The 21,727-nt window shown below is 40.3% G+C and carries 22 protein-coding genes; 10 read left to right on the top strand and 12 right to left on the bottom strand.

Features of this window, described 5'->3' with window-relative positions:
• Nucleotides 1-87: 87 nt before the first annotated feature.
• The 6 genes from H6G28_RS34400 to H6G28_RS34375 all read right to left on the bottom strand — a co-directional run bounded on the left by H6G28_RS34400 (nucleotide 88) and on the right by H6G28_RS34375 (nucleotide 5,178).
• Nucleotides 88-765 (bottom strand): peroxidase family protein, encoded by a 678-nt coding sequence (locus H6G28_RS34400; RefSeq protein WP_190677602.1) that lies wholly within the window; start codon nucleotides 763-765, stop codon nucleotides 88-90.
• A gap of 194 nt (nucleotides 766-959) precedes the next feature.
• Nucleotides 960-1,340, bottom strand: a complete 381-nt coding sequence (locus tag H6G28_RS37205) for a prolipoprotein diacylglyceryl transferase family protein (protein WP_313934195.1) — start codon at nucleotides 1,338-1,340, stop codon at nucleotides 960-962.
• A 218-nt stretch (nucleotides 1,341-1,558) separates the two neighbouring features.
• The gene (locus H6G28_RS34390; RefSeq protein ID WP_190593407.1) at nucleotides 1,559-2,071 is read right to left on the bottom strand and encodes a hypothetical protein; all 513 of its coding nucleotides are present in this window, start codon (nucleotides 2,069-2,071) and stop codon (nucleotides 1,559-1,561) included.
• A gap of 745 nt (nucleotides 2,072-2,816) precedes the next feature.
• Nucleotides 2,817-3,695: an aspartoacylase gene (locus tag H6G28_RS34385; RefSeq protein WP_190677601.1), complete on the bottom strand. Its 879-nt coding sequence runs from the start codon at nucleotides 3,693-3,695 to the stop codon at nucleotides 2,817-2,819.
• Between the two features lie 5 nt (nucleotides 3,696-3,700).
• Nucleotides 3,701-4,405, bottom strand: a complete 705-nt coding sequence (locus H6G28_RS34380) for a Uma2 family endonuclease (protein WP_190677599.1) — start codon at nucleotides 4,403-4,405, stop codon at nucleotides 3,701-3,703.
• Between the two features lie 29 nt (nucleotides 4,406-4,434).
• Nucleotides 4,435-5,178 carry a hypothetical protein gene (locus tag H6G28_RS34375; protein ID WP_190677597.1) on the bottom strand — a complete coding sequence of 248 codons (744 nt, stop codon included), beginning with the start codon at nucleotides 5,176-5,178 and terminating at the stop codon, nucleotides 4,435-4,437.
• Nucleotides 5,179-5,294: 116 nt separating this feature from the next.
• On the opposite strand from H6G28_RS34375, the gene hemE reads away from it, so the two are divergent.
• The 6 genes from hemE (at nucleotide 5,295) to H6G28_RS34345 (ending at nucleotide 9,138) form a co-directional block, all read left to right on the top strand.
• The gene (gene hemE / locus H6G28_RS34370) at nucleotides 5,295-6,356 is read left to right on the top strand and encodes a uroporphyrinogen decarboxylase (protein WP_190677595.1); all 1,062 of its coding nucleotides are present in this window, start codon (nucleotides 5,295-5,297) and stop codon (nucleotides 6,354-6,356) included.
• Nucleotides 6,357-6,432: 76 nt separating this feature from the next.
• Nucleotides 6,433-6,618 carry a type II toxin-antitoxin system HicB family antitoxin gene (locus H6G28_RS34365; RefSeq protein ID WP_190677603.1) on the top strand — a complete coding sequence of 62 codons (186 nt, stop codon included), beginning with the start codon at nucleotides 6,433-6,435 and terminating at the stop codon, nucleotides 6,616-6,618.
• Nucleotides 6,615-7,175 (top strand): Uma2 family endonuclease, encoded by a 561-nt coding sequence (locus H6G28_RS34360; RefSeq protein WP_190677593.1) that lies wholly within the window; start codon nucleotides 6,615-6,617, stop codon nucleotides 7,173-7,175. The genes H6G28_RS34365 and H6G28_RS34360 overlap by 4 nt, the downstream gene beginning before the upstream one ends.
• 87 nt (nucleotides 7,176-7,262) lie before the next feature.
• A complete protein-coding gene (locus H6G28_RS34355; RefSeq protein WP_190677591.1) occupies nucleotides 7,263-8,219 on the top strand; it encodes an NAD-dependent epimerase/dehydratase family protein in 957 nt (318 codons plus the stop codon).
• Between the two features lie 124 nt (nucleotides 8,220-8,343).
• Nucleotides 8,344-8,703 carry a hypothetical protein gene (locus tag H6G28_RS34350; RefSeq protein WP_190677589.1) on the top strand — a complete coding sequence of 120 codons (360 nt, stop codon included), beginning with the start codon at nucleotides 8,344-8,346 and terminating at the stop codon, nucleotides 8,701-8,703.
• 12 nt (nucleotides 8,704-8,715) lie between these two features.
• Nucleotides 8,716-9,138: a type II toxin-antitoxin system VapC family toxin gene (locus H6G28_RS34345; protein ID WP_190677587.1), complete on the top strand. Its 423-nt coding sequence runs from the start codon at nucleotides 8,716-8,718 to the stop codon at nucleotides 9,136-9,138.
• Nucleotides 9,139-9,153: 15 nt separating this feature from the next.
• Here H6G28_RS34345 and H6G28_RS34340 read toward each other — a convergent pair whose 3' ends face one another.
• A complete protein-coding gene (locus H6G28_RS34340) occupies nucleotides 9,154-9,762 on the bottom strand; it encodes a Uma2 family endonuclease (protein ID WP_190677584.1) in 609 nt (202 codons plus the stop codon).
• A gap of 187 nt (nucleotides 9,763-9,949) precedes the next feature.
• Here H6G28_RS34340 and H6G28_RS34335 point away from each other — a divergent pair, with 187 nt between their 5' ends.
• The gene (locus tag H6G28_RS34335; RefSeq protein ID WP_190593415.1) at nucleotides 9,950-11,536 is read left to right on the top strand and encodes a B12-binding domain-containing radical SAM protein; all 1,587 of its coding nucleotides are present in this window, start codon (nucleotides 9,950-9,952) and stop codon (nucleotides 11,534-11,536) included.
• A gap of 151 nt (nucleotides 11,537-11,687) precedes the next feature.
• Here H6G28_RS34335 and H6G28_RS34330 read toward each other — a convergent pair whose 3' ends face one another.
• Nucleotides 11,688-12,380: a CHRD domain-containing protein gene (locus tag H6G28_RS34330; protein WP_190677582.1), complete on the bottom strand. Its 693-nt coding sequence runs from the start codon at nucleotides 12,378-12,380 to the stop codon at nucleotides 11,688-11,690.
• A gap of 394 nt (nucleotides 12,381-12,774) precedes the next feature.
• Here H6G28_RS34330 and H6G28_RS34325 point away from each other — a divergent pair, with 394 nt between their 5' ends.
• Nucleotides 12,775-15,543, top strand: coding sequence for a M16 family metallopeptidase (locus H6G28_RS34325; protein ID WP_190677579.1), 2,769 nt, complete (start codon nucleotides 12,775-12,777; stop codon nucleotides 15,541-15,543).
• A gap of 614 nt (nucleotides 15,544-16,157) precedes the next feature.
• Nucleotides 16,158-17,975 (top strand): vanadium-dependent haloperoxidase, encoded by a 1,818-nt coding sequence (locus tag H6G28_RS34320; protein WP_190593418.1) that lies wholly within the window; start codon nucleotides 16,158-16,160, stop codon nucleotides 17,973-17,975.
• Between the two features lie 59 nt (nucleotides 17,976-18,034).
• Here the strand turns inward: H6G28_RS34320 and H6G28_RS34315 are convergent, their stop codons facing one another.
• The 4 genes from H6G28_RS34315 to H6G28_RS37560 form a co-directional block, all read right to left on the bottom strand.
• Nucleotides 18,035-18,967 carry a phosphodiester glycosidase family protein gene (locus tag H6G28_RS34315; protein ID WP_190677577.1) on the bottom strand — a complete coding sequence of 311 codons (933 nt, stop codon included), beginning with the start codon at nucleotides 18,965-18,967 and terminating at the stop codon, nucleotides 18,035-18,037.
• Between the two features lie 330 nt (nucleotides 18,968-19,297).
• Nucleotides 19,298-19,867 (bottom strand): retropepsin-like aspartic protease family protein, encoded by a 570-nt coding sequence (locus H6G28_RS34310; RefSeq protein WP_190593849.1) that lies wholly within the window; start codon nucleotides 19,865-19,867, stop codon nucleotides 19,298-19,300.
• A 252-nt stretch (nucleotides 19,868-20,119) separates the two neighbouring features.
• Nucleotides 20,120-20,896 carry a nucleoside phosphorylase gene (locus H6G28_RS34305; protein ID WP_190677575.1) on the bottom strand — a complete coding sequence of 259 codons (777 nt, stop codon included), beginning with the start codon at nucleotides 20,894-20,896 and terminating at the stop codon, nucleotides 20,120-20,122.
• A 74-nt stretch (nucleotides 20,897-20,970) separates the two neighbouring features.
• Complete coding sequence (locus H6G28_RS37560; RefSeq protein ID WP_277883281.1) at nucleotides 20,971-21,093, bottom strand: hypothetical protein; 123 nt, start codon at nucleotides 21,091-21,093, stop codon at nucleotides 20,971-20,973.
• 27 nt (nucleotides 21,094-21,120) lie between these two features.
• Here H6G28_RS37560 and H6G28_RS34300 point away from each other — a divergent pair, with 27 nt between their 5' ends.
• Nucleotides 21,121-21,360, top strand: coding sequence for a hypothetical protein (locus H6G28_RS34300; RefSeq protein ID WP_190677573.1), 240 nt, complete (start codon nucleotides 21,121-21,123; stop codon nucleotides 21,358-21,360).
• The last annotated feature ends 367 nt before the right edge of the window (nucleotides 21,361-21,727 follow it).

Here is a 21,727-nt window from a genome sequence, read left to right as displayed (position 1 = left end):
GTCTATTTTTCCTCATATAGTTGTGTATCTTCTTTTACTTAATATTGAACGCCTAACTCCTCTTGCACGTAGTTGTGGTTTTGACATTCATATTTCCAGGTGCAAGAAGTGAGGAAATGCACTCAGGATTCCCGTGAGAATTAAGTGCTGGTCGTTACGTGGGTCAACGACGAGGGCGCGGTTATTTGCGTCGCGGGGCAAATCTTCAAACAACCCGCCATTTTCCAGTCTGAGTTTGATTTGGTCTGTTGGGTCATAAAATGTGGGTGATGCAAACGGCCCATCACCGTAGACTGTATCCAGGTCAAAAGCTGGAGTCCGACCATTTGGGGCAGATACTGGAGGTGTGACCCTACCCAACCGAGATGACAAATCAAATGTAATGTCGTGATCCATAAACTGGCCAAAAAATGTTGTACCAGCTGTATGGTTGGGGTTGTTGGGGTTGTTGACGTTGAGAGCCGGATCGACAATCAAGGCTAGAGGCCCTGCGGCTAAATTGTCTTTGGCATCTAATATCCCGCCAGCTTTGCCCATTTCTAAAAGAGCGGCTCTGATAACATCAGTGGGTGGCGCAAAGGAAGGCTGATTCCGAAACATCCGACCGAACCTGCTGGGCAGAACCGCATCATTTGTATCTGCCTGCGCTACTCGATTCAGCAACACACCTACCATTACGCCAACAATCATCATGGCAGTAGCAACAATGGCTAACAATGAAATTACTTTTTTTTTCGAGAAGTTTTTATGTTTTAAACTTCTCATTTTTCCCCCGTTCAAAACTTTCATAATATTTTCTTAAACAAGGTATTAGGTGTTAGTAAACTTGGTAATAAGCCACGAAAAAACTATACATGAATTCTTTAGCCAAAAAAATCATGTAGAACTTTGATTTTTGTGAATGCACTTATGAAAAGTGGATAAATATTTGGAAAAGTTTAATCTTTTGGTCAAGTTAGTCAAAAATTCTTAAGATAAAAATTAACTTTTATTTGTGGGCTTGAATATAAAACACCTGCGGAATATTGGGCAAATAATATAGGATAGCCAATCCACAAGCAATTTGAATTGCACTCAAACCAAATAAAGGATGAAAATCTGGTTTTAGTAAAGTCAATAAAAAACCGAAAAATTACGTAGGAAATTAAATAAAATTTAAACAAGTCACCACTGCGATATTGATAAAGGCAGCGAAGATTTATTAAGAATAATAAATAAATGTAAAAGAATATTTCATATAATTGTGTGGGATGAAGGAAAATACCATCACCAAAATCTACACTCCAAGGTAAAGTGGTGGCAATGCCATAGGTGCGATCGCATAGTAAACGGAAAGCCACCGCATAAGCTAAGGATTCAAATAAAAGATGCGGATGAATCTGTCATGAGCCTAAACAAAAATATACCGAGAAAGCTACAAATTACGCTGCTTGTGTCATATAGTCTAATACAGTCCAGTTAAGAAAGTTTGCCTGTGGAGACAGGGGAACAGTCGGAGAACAAAATTATGCCTCCCCCAAGCAGTTTTGGGAAAGGCATGAAAAAAAAGCTGAAATTATCAGTGTTTGATTTCTAAATTGAGGATGTAACATCCGATTTGGACTTTTTCTGCCCACAATTCATACTCTAGGCGCAAGTGTTCCGGGAATTGTTTACCCGTAAGTGTCAATGTTTTTGTAAAATTTCGTAAGCGAATCGGATTATTTGGTTGTAAAGATTCCGTGGGCAACCAATAACGGCTGACACCGTATATCCCTTTTTCCCAGAAGTGGCGGTAACTTACTTGACCATTACCTTGCATAGTCATAATCACCCGATATGGAGAAATTTCCAGCCACAAAACTCTGGGACTACTGGGAACGTAGGCAGTGTTTTTTCTGTGCGGCAAAATTTCCTCTGTACTGGGAGAAGTTTCTACTTCACAGGTAATGAGAGGCGGTGCAGTTAACAGTAAGTGAAATCGTTCCGTATCTTTCTGATACAAAGTTCCGGCAGTTTCGACCACTGACCAGAACGGCAGGTCAGTGGAAATTAGTGATAAGCACACAGGCTTGCGATGATAGGTCAGCATGGGAGCAGTATGGGCTAACAGCTATTGAATAACAAGATGAAATTAATCCAGGGAGTCTAGCAGTCCAGAACCAGCAACTAAATAGTAAAACATGCTTAATCTTAACTGAATATGCTGATTTGGTAAGCTAAATATCTCAACATAAAAATAAGTTAAATCTAAATTCAAGTATTGCAAACAACATTTTTTTTGATAAAGGTAACTTTAAACACAGTGAATAAATACTTATATATGAATCCGGTTTGATTGTTGAATATATGTAAAGGCAGGGAGTAGGGAATGGGGAGTAGGGAGTAGGAAAGAAGTCTGATCTGGGTGTGCTGATTTGTTCAGCAATCCAATATTAGTCTTATAGTTTGATGAATGTTATGTTTTGCAACAAATGATGAAAATACTACAGTCTTTTGAGCAGATACAACGAGTGCGGGAACAGGTAAGAGGTAACAGCTTTCTCGAACTGCCAGAATATGGGGTTTCAAGTCCCTAAATTGATTGATTAGGACTTACGCAGACTCTAAGATTTTTTGGCGTTATACCCTGCGGGAAGTCGCTTGCGCGTCTAATGCGATTTGAAGAGACCTTACTTTTCGGGTTCTCCGAAGGATTACGGGAAACCGCTTCGCGTCTACGATAAATTAGACTTTTTAAAGATTTTTGCGTAAATCCTGTTTATGAAAAGAGGTAAGAACATTTGTTCTAGACAAGTAGTGCAATACAAATGTCAGACATAAATAAACGTTAAGATTTAAATTTGTATGGTTTTTCTTTCAGTTAAACACATCGCAATTCCTTTTTCATAATACGCAGCTTCGTTAATAAAAATGGGGTAAACTGTAGATGTGCCTGAATAGGCGATCGCACTTCCTTCTAATGTTAAAAATATCGGTTCGCCAGGGTTAAGCGGTTGATAATCTCGAAACTGGAGTTCGGGGTGAATCATGCCGACAATTTCTCCTGCTTTGTTACGAGGATAATCAATAACTCCTGTATATTGATAATATGTTAGATTCGTATTTGATGGTTGAGATAAACCTTGATTATAACTTTCGATATAGTCTAAAACTTGATAAATTAACGCTTCAGTTTTTTGAAATAACTCAGCATTTAAAACTCCCTGTGCTACAGGCCCCACTTCAATGGCAAAACCCAATTCTGATATTGAACACAGAAAGTTAGAATCTCTTGTGGGTTGAGAATAACAAATTCTCACATCAGGGTTAATTGCACTTAATTGGGCAGCTAATTGTAATATAAATGGATGTTGGCTACCTAAAATTATAGTTAACTGCATATTTGCAGTAGAACTATGCAAATCAATAATAACTTGTTGCTGATTTTTACTTTCTTCTGCTAGTAAATAATAGATATTTTTTGCCAAAATATCTTCATAACTAGCAAGTTGGGGATTTTGTAAATCTGCTGTTGCAAAGCAACGATTTAAGTCTTTATCAATATAGCGTCTGGCTGCTGCAAATGCTTTGGGGTTACTCAATAAAACGCGAGTATCAAAACTTGGACGCTGAAGCAGTTTTGGTAACTGTTCAAATTTTTTACCTAGATAGATACCTGTAAATTCATTGCCATGTGTACCAGTAGCAATGACTACTGAATTGATGTTTCCCATAGTTTTTATAAATTGTTGGGGTCGATACCTTTTTGTTGTAATTTAGCTAAGAGTTCTTGAAGTTGGTTTTGGGTTTCTTCTAGTTGCTGTTGTCGTACATTTGCCAATTCTTCTGGTGTTGGATATCGTCTACCATTTTCATCGTACCAATACAACCATTCTCGCGTCATGCCTTGATAAGTTCCACGTTCTCTGCCAATACCTAAATTAACTTCTGGCATCCAAATTTTATCACCAGATTGTAAAATATACTCTCCATCAACTAGGCGATAAACTTCCAGCCGTTGACGTTTCCGGCGTAAGCGTGTTGGGGCGTAAATTACATAATATAATACTCCCAACTGAGCATAATCTAATTTCTTTTGTTCGTATTCATAATTGTATGCTTGTGAGACAATTTCTAACGTAAAAATTGGTGGTATACCATCTTCTTCCCACATCACATAACTAAAACGTCCATTTTCGCCAATAAAACGTTCTACGCCTAAACTTAAAAATCCATCAGGAACGATCGCAGGTTTACTCACTCCATAATAAATACCCATATTTATGCCAAAAAACCAGTCTTCACGACTGTGCCAAATGCTGGTTAAAATTGATAATAATAAGCTGGGAATTAATATTTGTAATTCATTATCCACAGGTGTATCGTCAGAATCTGGTAATTCGGCTGATGAAGGTAAACATGCTAACGGATTGTAGTAAAACATAAATGTATTTCCTACTCAAACTTTTCTGCTTAACTTGCCTGAGTTTGCCTTGGTAAGCGTCTTTTTAAACTACAAAAACCAATTGCTGGTACTATTCCTAGGATAGTTGCTGTTAATCCTTGTTGACTGCCATACAATATTGCTTCTGGTATGAAGTTTTGCATTAATGATAGCAACCAGACCAGCAAACTAATTAACAAAAAAGCAACTGATGGTACAAAATTCCACCACCAGGATTTGATTGTGTAACGGCGTACAACTAGCCATTGCAATAGTCCGATCCAAAGACCAGAAAAAATATAAGCAATTGTTGATAAAAATCCAAAGATAATTGCTAACTCAGGAGATAAAGTTTCATTAAGAGAATTAGCAATTGAAGCAATATAATTAATCCAGGCAGTCGCTACACAATCAGCAGTTAACCAACCGATGGTAGTTGCAATTATCCATCGCCAACCAGAAAGATAACGACGGATAACTAATGTTTGGTCGGTAGCAAAAACCACAGCAAATACAATATTACTGAGTAATTTTATGCCATAGCCCCATGATTGCATTTCTATAGATCCAAATGCAGTCAGAATTTGTGTGAGCAGTCTTTCTACTGCCAGACTAAAAACGCCACCCACTACCCAACCCAAAATTGTCATAAAAGTAAACAATACACAAAACTTGCGTCGCTGGCTGGGGGGTATAAATAATTTGCCTGATGGAGAATTGCTATTAGTAGCTGCAACATTAGAAGGATTTGGATTATTAGAATCGGTTTGCATATTAAGTTAAGTAAAGCTAAGACTTGGGCTTTTCAAGCAAGCCTTCTGAAAAAGCGTAATCTCAGAATGATAAGCTAAACATTGACATAACAAAGTGACTTAGGATGAAGTGTTAAATGGGTGTTTCCTCAACGGCCCCTCATCTCCTGCGGGCTGCTCGTGGTGAAATAGTAGATCGTCCCCCAGTATGGATGATGCGACAAGCGGGACGATATATGAAGGCGTACCGAGACTTAAGGGAAAAGTATCCTTCATTTCGCGATCGCTCCGAAATTCCCGAAGTAGCGATTGAAGTATCCCTGCAACCTTGGAAAGCCTTCCAGCCGGACGGAGTGATTTTATTTTCCGACATTGTAACTCCATTGCCTGGTTTGGGCATTGATATGGACATTGCGGAAGGTAAAGGGCCAATCATTCATTCGCCCATTCGCACTCAAGCACAAATTGATAGCCTGCATGATTTAGATCCAGAGGCGGCTCTACCGTTTATTAAAACCATCTTGCAGGCATTACGCCAAGAAGTTGGCAACAAATCAACAGTATTAGGCTTTGTCGGTGCGCCGTGGACGTTAGCTGCTTACGCAGTTGAAGGAAAAGGTTCTAAAACCTATTCCATCATCAAAAACTTGGCCTTCTCAGACCCGGAAATTCTACACCAACTGCTGACAAAATTGGCAGATGCGATCGCTGTTTATGCCCGTTATCAAATTGACTGCGGCGCTCAAGTAGTGCAAATGTTCGATTCTTGGGCAGGACAATTAAGCCCTCAAGATTACGATACCTTTGCGCTGCCATATCAACGACGGGTATTCCAGCAAGTCAAACAAACCCACCCCGACACACCATTAATTCTTTTAGTTAGTGGTAGTGCAGGTGTACTAGAAAGAATGGCTCAATCTGGTGCGGATATCGTCACCGTTGACTGGACTGTAGACATGGCTGATGCTCGCGCTCGATTAGGCAAGCACGTTAAAGTACAAGGTAATCTTGACCCTGGTGTACTTTATGCTTCCAAAGAGTTCATCCGCGATCGCATTTATGATACCGTTCGCAAAGCTGGCAATTGGGGTCATATCCTCAACCTCGGTCATGGTGTCCTACCAGATACCCCAGAAGAAAACGTCGCTTTCTTCTTTGAAACAGCCAAGCAACTCAGTACAGCAGCACTGGTGAGTTAATTCCCTTTGTGTCTTTGTGGTAACAATTTTTGAACCACAAAGACATAATAATTGCATTGCTGAAACATCTATTTTTATGAAAACTTTTACAGCGATAATCGAACGTGATCCCGACACAAATCTATATGTTGGGTATGTTCCTGGTTTTCCTGGAGCGCATTCTCAAGGTGAAACATTAGATGAGTTAAACAAAAATCTACGCGAAGTCATTGAAATGCTGCTAGAAAATGAGAATCTAGCTTTTGACAATTCACTTATATGACTCTTAGCCAATCTCACCCGTATATTTCACCAGAAGAATATCTCGAAAATGAAAAATCTAGCCCCATTAAACATGAATATATCCAAGGGCAGATTTATGCAATGGCAGGAGCCAGTGACGCTCATGTAACTATTACTGCTAACTTAGTTGCTCTGCTGAGAAATCACATTCGCGGAACTGGGTGTCGTCTTTATGTCGTTGATATGAAAGCACACATTGAATCGTTGAATGTTTTTTATTATCCAGATATTATGGTGACTTGTGACCCAAGAGATACAGAGTTTGAATATTTTAAACGCTATCCCAGTTTAATTATTGAAGTTTTATCGCCTTCCACTGAGGCTTTAGATAGAGGTGATAAATTTAGTGACTATCAAGAAATAGAAACATTGCAAGAATATGTATTAATCAGCCAAAACCGTCAAAGAATTGATTGTTTTAGACGTAATGCACAAGGCAGATGGGAACTTTATAGTTATAGAGGCAATCAAGAATTACAGTTTACAAGCATAAATTTTTCTGGTTCTGTAACTGATGTTTATGAAGATGTATTTTGAATAAAAACTTTGCGCCTTTGCGCGAAAATGAATCTTCAGTGCGAAACATTTAATTTTACTTTTAACTCTTAACTTAAAAAATTTACTATGAGTCAGAAAAGAATATTAGTTACAGGTGCAAGCGGCTGCATCGGTCATTACATCTCAGAAGCATTAATTCAAAATACAAATCACGAGCTATTTTTACTAGTTAGAAACCCCAATAAACTGCAAGTTAATACGCAATTTCGTCCAGGTGTTACTGTCTTGCAAGGCGATATGCAAGAAATTAAACACTTTGCGGATTTGTTATCAACTATTGATGTTGCAGTGTTAACAGCAACATCATGGGGCGGAGAAAATACTTACGATATTAATGTCAACAAGACACTAGAACTATTCAGTTTATTAGACCCTGAACGTTGCGAACAGGTAATTTATTTTTCAACTGCTAGTGTTTTAGATAACAAAAATCAACCTCTAAAAGAAGCAGGCGAAATTGGGACAGATTATATCGGTTCTAAATATCAATGCTTGCATGAAAAAGAAAAACTAGCGATCGCACCTAAAATTACCACAGTTTTTCCCACCTTAGTTTTAGGCGGTGATGCCAGCAAACCTTATTCTCACCTCACCTCTGGCATACCCGAAGTTACAAAATATATTAATTTAATTCGCTTTTTACAAGCAGACGGTAGTTTTCACTTTATCCACGGAAAAGACATTGCTACCGTTGTGGAATATTTAATTGAACATCCACCCCAAACCCAGGAACAACGCAAATTAGTTTTAGGTCAAGAAAGACTCACCGCCAACCAAGCAATAGAAGAAACTTGTGCTTATCTAGGGAAAAAAATTTATTTTCGCATTCCTCTATCTATTTCATTAGCTAATTTGATTATTGCCGTGTTCCGCATTCAAATGGCAGCTTGGGATAGATTCTGTATGAACTATCGTCATTTTACATATAAAAATGCTGTCAATCCCGCAAGTTTTGGCTTACCAAATTATTGTGCAACCATGAGTGATGTGTTGAAAATTAGCGGTGTGCCTAATAGAAAATAAACTGCTAACTGGTGTGTTTTCAGGTATAGCTAATTCTCGAAATGGTTTGGTTTCTGCGATCGCCTACAGTGAGCGGTTACAGCATCTACAGTAAAATGAGTAAGACACTTAAAGTCTATCAAACATGGTCGTCAATCTAAATGTAACGCAGTCTCAGCCATCGGCTAACCTGAAGGTGACACTCCTAATAGAAAGCCTCAAAAATGGTCAGTTTGCTGCATCTATCTTTGAGTTTCCCAACTTTCGCGTTGAAGCACAAACACGAGAAGATGCAATCACCCAACTCCAAACCACCTTTTTAGAAAGACTCAGCCACATCGAAGCTATTTCCTGGAATCTACCAATAGAAGCTTCAGTACCAACTTGGATGCAATTTGCGGGTGTTTTTCAAAACGATCAAGATTTTCAGGAAATTATGAATGAAATTCGATCGCAGCGAACCTCAGATGATGACAGTGAAGTTGACTCCTCATACTACTTGTAGAGGAAGCTTAGTGTGTCTCGATATATTCTCGATACGGATCATGTTTCACTAATTCTTTGTAATCATCCTCAAGTTATCGCTAACGCTTCTTTGCATCAAATTGCTGTGACTGTAATTACGGTTCAAGAACTTTTTAACGGCTGGATTGGTAAAATTAACGATCCGTCAGCAGTGCATAATCTCCCCGCACTCTACTCAAAACTTTGGATAACCGTCAAATATCTTCAAACAGTTGAGATCCTGGATTTCACACAACAGGCTGATGACTGTCTCAAACAACTGCTCAGAGAGAATCCCCCTCTGCGAAAAAACCGCCTGCAAAAAGATATGCGAATAGCTGCGATCGCATTATCTCTTAATACCACCGTCGTTACCCGTAACCAACGAGATTTTAGTCTAGTACCCAGACTAGCGATCGCAGATTGGACGCTGTAACCATAATGCTCTGATTCAACCCCACACCCGACGCAAATTCAACACAAAACCCGGTAAAACTTCTTCATCCGATAACGTCGCCGGATTTTCCAACACTTCCACCGCCGAACTTGAGCGATAAATTTCTACCTGTCGCTGTTGTGGATCAATTAACCAAGCAAGTTTCGCACCATTATCGATGTACTCGTGCATTTTTTCTGGCAGCGTTTTGAGAGTATCGGAACTAGAGCGCAATTCTACTACAAAATCTGGGCAGATATTAGCAAAAGTTCCTTTTGGTTCGGGAGTCAGTGCTTGCCAACGTTCTTGGCTTACCCAAGAAGCATCGGGAGAGCGAATCGCACCATTTGGTAAGACAAAGCCAGTTGAGGAGTCGAACCCTTTACCGGGTTCACCAGCATTCCGCCACCATAAGTATAATTCTCCCGAAATGGTCACATTACATCTCCCAGTCTCCCAGCCTGTTGGCGGACTCACGATTAATTCTCCTTTTGCAGTTCTTTCTAGTCTCAAGTCTCGGTTAGCGGCGGCTAAAGCGGTAAACTGTTCTTGGGTGACATATAAAGCAATGGTTTTCGGTAACTCAATCAATAAGTTTTCTGGGTTAGCAGGTATCTGTACCATTTTGACCTCTTTCTTACATCATCAAGCATCGAGAGGCATCATATTTTTATCATCAGACACACAATATTTTCTAGTTAATAATTGCACAGACAAAACCTTTAACGGTAAGCTAAAGCCAATATAAAGTCAATAAGTAATTATTTCCGCTAGAGTGGGATAACAATCAAAGTGTGAGGTCTGCTACTACATGCGAGTTTTATTAGTTTATCCGATATTTCCTAAAACCTTTTGGTCTTATGAAAAGATTCTGGATTTAGTCGATCGCAAAGTTTTACTACCACCTTTGGGTTTAGTGACTGTAGCGGCAATTCTGCCCCAAGAATGGGAATTTAAGCTGGTTGATCGCAATATTCGTCCTGCAACAGAAGCAGAATGGGAATGGGCAGATATAGTCATTCTATCGGCGATGATTGTCCAGAAACAAGATTTATTGGAACAAATTCAAGAAGCCAAACGACGCGGTAAGTTAGTTGCAGTTGGTGGCCCTTACCCAACTTCTACACCTTATGATGTCCAAAATGTTGGTGCAGATTTCCTGATTTTGGATGAAGGGGAAATCACCTTACCGATGTTTGTGGAAGCAATTCAACGAGGTGAAAAATCTGGAACTTTCCGCACCGCAGAAAAACCCGATGTCACAAGCACACCCGTACCCCGCTTTGATTTATTAGAATTAGATGCTTATGACATGATGTCGGTGCAATTTTCGCGCGGTTGTCCTTTCCAGTGCGAATTTTGCGACATTATCGTTCTCTATGGACGTAAACCACGCACCAAAACCCCAGAACAATTATTAGCAGAGTTGGATTATCTCTATGAATTGGGTTGGCGGCGGGGTGTGTTTATGGTGGATGACAACTTTATCGGTAACAAGCGAAATGTGAAATTGTTGCTGAAAGAGTTAAAAGTCTGGATGGAAGAACACCAATATCCCTTTAAGTTTGATACAGAAGCTTCTGTAGATTTAGCCCAAGACGAAGAATTACTGGAATTGATGGTTGAGTCTGGATTTTCGGCGGTGTTTTTGGGAATTGAAACCCCAGACGAAGATAGTTTACAACTCACCAAGAAATTTCAAAATACCCGCAGTTCTTTGACAGACGCAGTACAAACCATCATCAAAGCTGGGTTGCGGCCAATGGCTGGGTTTATTATCGGGTTTGATGGTGAAAAAGCTGGCGCAGGCGATCGCATCGTCCGGTTTGCCGAACAAGCCGGGATTCCCTCAACCACCTTCGCTATGTTACAAGCACTACCCAATACTGCACTGTGGCATCGACTGAAAAAAGAAGGTAGATTGCGGGAAAATACAGAAAGTAACATCAACCAAACCACGTTGATGAACTTTATTCCCACCCGTCCTTTAGAAGAACTTGCCAGGGAATATGTTGAGGCTTTTTGTGCTTTATACGACCCTGTGAAATATTTAGACCGCACCTATCGCTGTTTTTTAATGTTAGGTTCGCCTAAGTGGAAAGCACCTTTTAAAATGCCATCATGGGTAGAACTCAAAGCATTGTTAATTGTCGTTTGGCGACAAGGAATTGTCAGGGAAACTCGGTGGAAATTCTGGCATCATTTGTTCAGTATTATCAAACGGAACCCTGCTGTATTTACACATTACCTTTCGGTTTGCGCCCACAACGAGCATTTCTTAGAATATCGCCAAATTGTCCGCGACCAAATTGAAAGCCAGTTAGCTGCTTATTTGGCACAAGGCGCAGAAAAACCTTATGTCCCCGTGGCAGAAAAAGCCGAGGCGATCGCTAGTTAAATTAAAGATAGGAAATAGGGAGTAGGGAATAAAAAAACATCCTCTCCCTAAATCCAAAATTGTATGACTTTTTGTTCCGCTTCATAGCAATTCCCATTGTTGCTCAATCTCTACCAACTCCTAGATAATTGCTGATGTAGACTGCCATAGTTTAATTTTCTACCGGATGTAATTGACCGCGAATATCCCCATAAAAAGTTTGACCTTTGGTATGTAAATTAAAATAAAGTTCGCTACGTCTGCCATAATGTGCCATACCAGCAATTGTTTTAACTTTATCGGGTTTTCCTGATTCAATAGGACAACCTAAAGTGTAAATTCCTAACAAATCTTTGGCGGAATTAGTAGTCTTTTCAATAATTTCATCTGTTACTTCTGCGGAAAAATGACCATCAGCAAAGTTTTGTTTAATATCCCCAGTCAAAGCAAAGTCAACTTGAATAGGGCCAAGTACATCTGGCTTCCCGCAATGGATATGAAACATAACTATATCTTTGAGATTTACGCCTGCTACCTGAACATCAACAAATGCTTTACTCAAGTCTTTGGTGAATTTTACGACTCCGTGTCCATGTGACTTACGCTGATTTCTTGGTATAGAAGGTGCGGTAGATTTCAAAGACGGTGGTGCTATTTTTGGTGTATTTTCCTCATCATCTGGTTCTTGTAGCGGACTTAAAAAAGCTTCGTACACAAAACCAATTTCTTTACCTTTGCTGGGGTCAAGTTTAATATTACTTGACTGTCCGAAAGCAACTGCTTGGTCTACTGATTGCACAAAGATGCTGAATAATATAAAAACTGCCAGACACATCAATGTGGTGAATATAGATTTAAACCGCATAACTACCATCCTTCTCTGTGTGTAAAAAAAATTTAAGTTTTAGCAAAAATATATGCAGATGTTTCATTACAACTCTGTAATTAGACAAAAATTTCCGCGTAATTACTTGTTTTGCGAGATTTAACGGGAATTTTGCTGTCTAATTTACTTATTTGAACATCGTAATATACAGACTGCTTCAGTAGTATTACTTAAATTTCAGCTATTTCTCGAAGAAGATCCCTGAATTCTTCAAAAATCCGGGAATTGGTTTGTTTAAAGATCAGATTTTCGTCTTTATTTTTTTGGTGAATCATGTCATTCTGGCGTGATTAAAGAAATTGATCCCCATATTTCAAAGAATGATTCGCTAGAATCGCCTTTATGAATTGAAAATTCAAATTTTGATTTGCTTATGAAGCGACGCTCAACGATGGTAATAGCATTTTTACTTAGTTTTTTTCTAAGTTTGATACCTTTTTCGGGAAATGTCATTAATGCGGTGACACCAGCCGCAGTTGCACCAGTATCGGGATTATCTTTTACCCAAGGAGTTAAAAAAACTGTTTTAGAAAACGGTTTAACAGTATTAACGAAAGAAGTTCATACAGCCCCGGTGGTGAGTGTGCAAGTATGGTACAAAGTTGGTTCACGCAACGAAGGTAAAGGGGAAAGTGGTATTTCTCACCAATTAGAACATTTAATGTTTAAAGGTACTAAAGAACGCCCAGTACAGTTTGGTCGTTTGTTTAGTGCTTTGGGTAGTCAGTTTAATGCTTTTACGAGTTACGACGAAACAGCTTATTTCGGCACAGTGCAACGAGATAAACTCGAAGCACTGCTAATTTTAGAAGCAGACCGGATGAAAAATGCTTTGGTTGGGGCTGAACAACTCACCAGTGAAAAGCGTGTTGTTATTTCGGAGTTGCAAGGCTATGAAAACTCACCCAGTTATCGTTTAAATCGGGCGGTGATGAGGGCAGCTTTTCCCAATCGGGCTTATGGTTTATCTGTAGGTGGTACAAAAGCCGATGTGGAAAAATTCACTGTCGAACAGGTGCGGAATTATTACCAAACTTATTACAGTCCCGATAATGCGACTTTGGTAATCACAGGGGATTTTGCCACAGAATCTGTACTCAAGGCGGTGAAAGAAAGTTTTGGCAAGTTGACGAAGAATCAAAAATCAACAGTTGATAGTCAAAAACCCACACCCCCCACCACTCCCAACTCCCAAGCCTCAACTCCCATAGTTTTAAAAGAACCGGGAAGTGCGGCTTTGTTGCATGTTGTCTATCCTTTACCAGATATCCAACATCCTGATGTACCAGCAATTGATGTGATGGATGCAATTTTGACGGGGGGACGGAGTTCGAGACTTTATCAAGCTTTGGTGGAATCTGGTTTAGCAAGTTCTGTGGGTGGAAGTCCTGCGGAATTAATTGAACCGGGTTGGTATGAAATTGAGGCGACAGCCGCCCCCGGTCAAAAGTTAGAGAAAATCGCCCAAGTTCTGCAAACCTCGCTATCAGAATTACAACAAAAGGGAGTGAGTGCAGCAGAGTTAAACCGGGCGAAGACAATATTGCAGGCTTCTTTTGTGTTAGGCAATCAAGATATCAGCAGCCAAGCTAGTCAGTTGGGATATAACCAAACTGTGGCGGGAGATTATAAATATATTGAACGCTATTTAGCGGCGATCGCCAAAGTGACACCAGAAGATGTCCAACGAGTAGCAAAAACTTACCTTGTTCCAGCCAAAAAAACCATTGGCTTTTTTGAACCAACTCAACCAGATGGTGAAGCCGGAACCTCTAGTTCTGGTTCTGGTCGGACTGTGGAAAACTTTAGCCCTGGTCAACCTGTAGACCCGGCCGAACTGGCAAAATATTTACCGCCTGCAAGTTCATCTACAGGATCTAATCAACAACCTCTACCACAACAGTTTTCTTTAGCCAATGGTTTGCGAGTCTTACTGTTACCTGACCGCAGTCTGCCCACAATTAATATTAGTGGTCAAATTGATGCGGGAACTGAGTTTGATAGTAATCAAAAAGCTGGACTCGCTCTTCTCACCGCAGAAAACTTAATGAATGGTACCGAAACGAAAAATGCTTTGGCTTTAGCCCAAACTTTAGAAGATCGGGGAACCAGTTTAGAGTTTAGCCCCAGCCGCGAAGGTGTCAGTATTAGTGGTGAAGGGCTTTCCGCTAACTTGCCAGTTTTAGTGCAAACTTTGGCAGATGTCTTACAAAATGCGAACTTCCCCGATGACCAATTAGAACTGAGTCGTCAACGGGCGTTAACTAATGTAAAAGTGCAGTTAGATGACCCCAGTACTTTAGCAAGGCGCGTATTCCAACAAGCAATTTACCCAGAAAGTCATCCTTTCCACAGTTTTTCCACAGAAGCGAGTTTAAAGAGTATCACTCGTGACGATGTGTTGAACTTTTATCGTCAACATTACCGTCCAGACACAACCACAATCGCTTTAGTGGGAGATTTTGACCCAGCGAAGGTGAAAGATTTATTCAATCAAGCTTTTACTAAATGGCAAGCTGAAGGTAAACCACCTGGGTTGAATTTGCCGAAAGTACCCCTACCAAAAACTTCCACTCGCTTGAATAAAGTGATTCCCGGTAAAGCTGAGGCTGTAACTTATATTGGTTACAACGGCATTTCTCGTAAAGACCCCCGTTTCTATGCAGCTTTGGTGTTGAATCAAATTTTAGGCGGTGATACTTTATCTAGCCGTTTGGGTACAGAAGTACGCGATCGCCTTGGTTTGACTTATGGTATCTACAGTGGTTTTGCTGCGGGGATCAATCCCGGCCCCTTCTTAATTGAAATGCAAACTGCGCCTACAGATGCCCAAAAAGCGATCGCCAGCACCCTCGCTTTACTCAAACAGTTACGGGAACAAGGCATCACAGAATCAGAATTAAATACTGCCAAACGTTCCATTACTAATAGCTACCCTGTGGAATTAGCGAATCCCAGCGAAGTTGCCAACATCATTTTAAATAATGCTGTTTTGGGTCTTTCACCAGCAGAAATCCGAGAATTTCCGCGACGCATTCAAGCTGTAAATATGACTCAAATTCAACAAGTCATCAAAGATTTAATTCAACCAGAAAATGTGGTGATTGTCACTGCTGGCCCTGGTGAAACAGCATCCAAGTAAGGGTAATACCATTTTGGATTTTAGATTTTGCGAAAAGTTGCGTGGGCGGGTTCCCCGACTTGAGCAAACTTTTCAAGACAGATTTTGGATTGAGACAGGCTTTACTGGTAAGCTTTTGGGCAATTCATTTGTCGCAATCATTCTTCAATTTGGTATAACTCATCAGTAATTTAAACTCAATTCTTGATAAACAACTAGATACCCGACTTATTGAATAAGTCGGGTATTTGATTTAGGGCGATTTTGATCAGCGTCTCAATTTCTTTTTCCCCCCGCCCCTACAGTCCTTATGATATCAGTTCTGGTTATTTAAATTATCATCTTGCTTTTCTCGCTGATTTGTGGGAAATTCTAATTTAATCACTAACTACTTAAAATCTATCGATTTACCGTAGTTAGTGAAAATATATAGATAAAAGCGGCTGCCAGAGTCAGCCTAAATTCTGATGGGTAGATTATCTGCTAAGTATCAGAACATAGGTAAATCTCTGCACCTGTACACAGAAATTCTCTCACGCATCCTGTTTTGATGATGCGCCATAAGTAAGCAACGTCTACAAACAACTGCTTGTAGCGACATATCATCTTGACTTTTTTATTGAGGAGCAAATCTGATGCAATTTGAATCTGAGTCAGCAAATCAAGCGCAAAACAACAGCCCAAATTCTCCAACTCGCAATTCATTTATTAAACGCTTCAGCAGACGTTCATTTCTCAATCGCACCACAATGTTAACTGCAACTGGGGTAGTTGCAGGTGTGATGGGTTCCACAGTTTCGTCTTTCCGCAAAGAAGGCGTTGTTCAAGCTAGTGGACGAGATGTGGTTGGGCGGTTTAACTATAACAGGTTTGTAGATAGAGCCTACCGAGTTCGCTTAGAAGCCGCCAGACTAGAACGAAGTTTTCCGATTCCACCTCATCCTACCAACGGCGATGAGCAAAGGTATGCTAACAAAATTGGCAGTGATTCTAGAGGTTTGCCCCATAACCAAAGAGGTGAAGTTAACCTAGAAGCTTACAACTCTTTAACTACAGCACTTAACAGGCAAGACCCCAGCCTATATGAAAAAATTATCTTGGGTGGTACCAGAAAACTAGTCAACCCTCAAGGGCCGTTGGCAATTAGCCTTGAAGGTATCAACGCGGCTCAAATAGGCGTACCAATACCACCAGCTTTAGCCAGTGCAGCCCGCGCCGATGAAGCAGTGGAATTATACTGGCAAGCTTTACTGCGTGATGTATCTTTTTCTAAGTTTCAAGATAATACAGATGATCCGAATGTTTTAGCAGCTGTTGACGAGTTGAACAGACTGTCTGCTTTTTACGGGCCAAAAATCAATGGTCGTGTCACCCCGCAAACTTTATTTCGTGGTACTGTCAGCTACGTTGACCCCTCTGACCGTTCTGGTGGAACTCCAAGACACGTCACTCCGCCAGGGGTATTAAACGGCCCTTACATTTCCCAATTTTTACTGCGGAATATTCCTTGGGGAACACAGTATATTTTGGCAGTAATTCGGACTGCCCTCCCCGGTAATGACTTTTTGATTGACTTTAACGAATGGCTGACTGTGCAGAATGGTGGCAATTCTGGCAGATCAATTAATTATGACCCTACGCGCCGTTATGTATCGACTGTGCGTGATTTGGGTGAATTTGCTCATATTGGTGGCGCTTTGTATTACGGGGCTTCTTTACTTCTCAGTTCCCCAGTGAGTTTACGTGACCCACTGATTGACGGTGGAATTGGCGCACCGTTAAATCCTGGTAATCCCTACGTTAACTCTCGGACACAAGTAGGTTCTGCTGCGACATTTGCCGTGGGGCATTTACAAGCACTATTAAACTTGGGAACTTCACGGGCAATTCGCGCCTCATATTGGCAGAAGTATTATGTACATCGCACCCTGCGCCCAGAAGCCTACGGTGGATTAATCTACAACAATCTTGTCAACAGGACTCAATATCCCATTCATCCTGAGATATTAAATTCCCAAGCTTTGGCCAGAACTTACAGCAAGTTGGGTACTTATTTGCTACCGCAAGCTTATCCAGAAGCTGCACCTTTACATCCTTCATATACGGGTGGCGCTGCGGTAATTGCAGGTGTGAATGTGACATTGTTAAAGGCTTTCTTTGATGAAAACCACGTCATTCCTAACCCCGTAGTACCCGACCCCAGCGACCCAACAAAGTTAATTCCCTACACTGGTGAACCATTAACCGTGGGTGGTGAGTTGAACAAGTTGGCAACTAATTATGCTATTGGTCGTGGTCACGGTGGTATTCACTGGCGGACTGATGGTGCAGCAGGTATAGCTATAGGGGAAGAGGTGGCTATTAGCCTATTGCGAGATGAAAGGTTAGGTTATATCGAAGATTTCCGAGGCTTTACCTTTACTAGATTTGACGGCACCCGAATTACTGTGTAATTTGATTGGTAGTTAAAAATGCGATCGCCCATATTTTAGCGATCGCATTTATGAACAATTTAATTGGATATTTTGTAAATCAAAAACACCGAACCAATTGCACCGCCATTTTCGACATAAATTTTACCGTTGTAATATAATCCAGGCGACCCACCGCCATCAAATAACATTCCTTCTTGAATTGTGCCTAAACAGTTATTTCGGGCAATACCAGATAAAACATCATCAAACATATCTGGCATTAATTCCTGATTAACTTGAGAAGATTCAATCACCGAATTAGCTTTTATATCATTCACTAATAAAATTACATAGCCTTTACTAGTCGTCGCCACCATAGAGCGATTGATTGCTTCTTTACAAGCAAGTTCTCCTAAATCTTGACAAATATCTTTAAACTTACCTTGGCGATAAAATCTGCCATTTCCACCTACTAAATTGTAATTCAGAAGATTATTACTTCTTCTCCCTGCTTGAATTGTAGCGATTCGCTCTTGTGGTTTCCCTCCAGAAATACCAAAGGAAGAACGTCTAGTTTTAAATGCGCCCGAATACTCCACACCACGGGAAATATTTAAGCCTTGTGGTTTATCATCAGTGCCGATATAGTCGGCGTTAATCGCTACTAGTGGTCTTTGTCCATTTAACAGGGAATTGCGATCGCTGATAATTTCATTAAATTGCTTCGGTACATAATTTCTGATAAATTTACCCTGTTGATTTTTTGCATAAAGCTTGTGAGATAAACCCACATTCACCTTGAAATCTAACTTTGGTGATTTAGGATTAAAAATAATCACATGATTAATACCCTTAGTCGATTTCTGCCCTTGATTATTAGTTTTAAAAAATTCCAGGCTGAATTGAGGATTTTCACCGGGGCAAGTTTTTGCAGCTTTGGTTGATGAATTTGCTGTATCTTCTTTACAAGCAAACAACAAATTGATACTAATGCTCAATATACATAAGAGAAATATTTTCTTAATCCACATATTTAAAATTATAAAAACCCGCTACAGAATGACTATAGCAGTTCTTACTTGCTTGTAATACAGTTGGAACCCCACCCTGCATTTGCTGACGCAAACGCTCCCCTCCCCGCTTGCGGGGAGGGGTTGGGGGTGGGGTTGAAATGTACCTCATCCAACCGAGAACCGCTATATAGCGGGTAATAATTCAAAATTCCAATTTCGGAGACTTAAATGCAAAGTTTCTCAAGTGTGTGCTGAGAGTTGCAGCAGAATAATTTATACCAGAAATTCCACAGTACATTTAAACCCTAAATGCAATCAGACAGGGTTAATAGAATAGAGCGACATCATCTAGCGCGTATGAAATTCCACGACTGTTTGTGAAATTTTGATGTCATAGTTACCAAAGAAATCGTGACCAAGTAAGCCGATACCTGCTTTAGATGCGATCGCCACTTCCAGATTATTTGCTACAATTCCACCCGCAGAGATAGACTGAACTTTGCCTGTAGAAAATTGTACTTGGCTACCATCAGCAGTTTGCGCTTGCAGTGTACCTGTGGGTTTAACTTGCAAAGCATTAGCCATTGCTTGGGTAATCAAAGTTCCGTTAGCACCTGTATCGACAATCATTTCAAAGGTTTTTTGGTTATTAAAGGTGACATCAATCACCGGAGTTCTGCCAAAGTGACGTTTGATAGGTATCCGAAAAACCTTACCCCCAGAAGTTGCATTGATTTTCTGAGCATCACTGCAAAGCTTGGTTAACTCCACCGTCATTCCAGAAGCAGTCACCATAAAACAAGTACCTTTATCTTCCGCTACTGCCCGGTGTGTAAATGCTGATAATATCAGCGTTGGCATTACTACAATCAACGCCACGTTAATATTAGTAATTGCCCGTTTCCAAGCGCAGTTCATTTGAGGATATTCTCCGATTGTTTATTAATATGAAAAATAAATTCTTTATTAAAATTTTAGATTGATGGTTTTAGTTACTAAATTTTACTGATTTCTCAATAAGTTTGCTGGTAAAATCCAGTATTTTTCAGGATTTATTAATGTGCAAAATATGAGTTTTTCACCTAATAAATCTATATTATCGAGATTGAGGAACAGCTAACTTAAAGATTAAATGAAGAGTCCATAAATCTACTGAGGTGATATTTAAAGCTAAACACAAGAATTTGTGATGGCGTGGATAGCAGTAGTGATCGCATTTCCCACAGCCACCTCTTTCTGTTCTAAAACTACCCTCTCATCAACGGTGCGTTGAGCTACCACACCGCAAACAGCCGCCGCCGCAAATTTATACACACCCGCCATTTTGAACAATGTGCCGCATTCCATTTCGTAGTTCAAAATATTCAACCGCCGATACTCTTCCGTAATTCCCCGGAGCGATCGCATTAAATAGGGATTGGCTGAATCAGCGCGTTCCTGTCCTTCATAAAAAGTATCAACAGATGCAGTAATTCCTAAATAATGCTCAAATCCTAACTCTTGTGCAGCCTTGACTAAAGCCACTGTCAAAAATGGATCAGCCGCCGCCGGATATTCTATAGGTGCAATGTCATTAGCTGCACCTTGACGACACAAAGCAGCACTACTAATGACAATACTGCCGACTGGTACATGGGGTTGAATTGAGCCACAAGTCCCGATGCGAATAATTTGCCGGATTCCCACCTGTACCAATTCATTCACCACAATACTTAAAGAAGGCGCACCCATCCCACTAGTTGCCGCTAAGATGGGGCGATGATTGGGTAAATAGCCTAAATAACTATCAAGTCCGCGATTTTGGGATAATAAACGCACATCTTGGAAATAATTTTCGGCAATCACACGGGTGCGATCGCGATCGCCAGATAATAAAGCAATCTCAGGCGGCGATGTCCCTAAATCCTCTTGCCCAAAACCAATGTGATACAAGCGTTTGTTTGTCATACTAATTTCAAAATAATTTCAGGCGGTTTTGTTACTTTGATTCAAGAGGAAAGTTTACAACGGGTTTGAACTCGTCAGTAAACCAAAAAGTTTTTCTCCAAAGGGCGATCGCTCATGGCAATAGTTTCGCCAATCGCTCCAACCAGTTCCGAAGCCATAAGAGCAATTTCTGGATACATCGCTTGCAAACCTCTCACAACCGTGATGGTTTGATAATCACTTCGGTGACTACGATTTTGATCTTCATCAAGTCCACCATCTACGACTTATTTTTACGTGTTGCCTTAAGTGTTATGATGCAAACTTATATGGTGCTGATTGACTGGACAATTCTTGTCGTGGTATCTCTACCTGCTAAGTCAAGTAGTATCCACGCAATACCAACATCAGGAAAATTTGTCATAACATTCATCATCACTGGAAAACTGTATGTGAAGGGGAGATTTTGTGCTAACAACTATTAAAACTGGCTAATTCCCAATCACACAGCCTTAATTTGGAATTTTTCAACTTTTTTGTTTTCGTGCTGTTCAACTCAGTTTGTCTGAGTTCTTTTTTGTGTCTGAGTCTAAATTCCAGATTTTCAATACTATACGGAAAACTTCTGTATAGGCTTTGCCAGAGCATAAATTGCCCCCGCATTTGCATGAATATGCAATGTGATTGACAGAGATCGCTAACAAATCTCTCTGCCAACTATTGATTGTGTTCATGAAATGAGCCTCTAACTAGCGCGGCGACGCACTAGCAAAATATAGAAGAAACACAGACTAGCCAACGTTTAAAGGCGAATAAATCGTACACTTGAGTAGTACCATGACAGCAAAAACC

The sequence above is a fragment of the Nostoc sp. FACHB-190 genome (assembly GCF_014696905.1).
Classification (GTDB): Bacteria; Cyanobacteriota; Cyanobacteriia; order Cyanobacteriales; family Nostocaceae; genus Nostoc_B.
The sequence above is the reverse complement of the archived record's forward strand: the minus strand, read 5'-3'. Positions and strand labels throughout refer to the sequence as shown.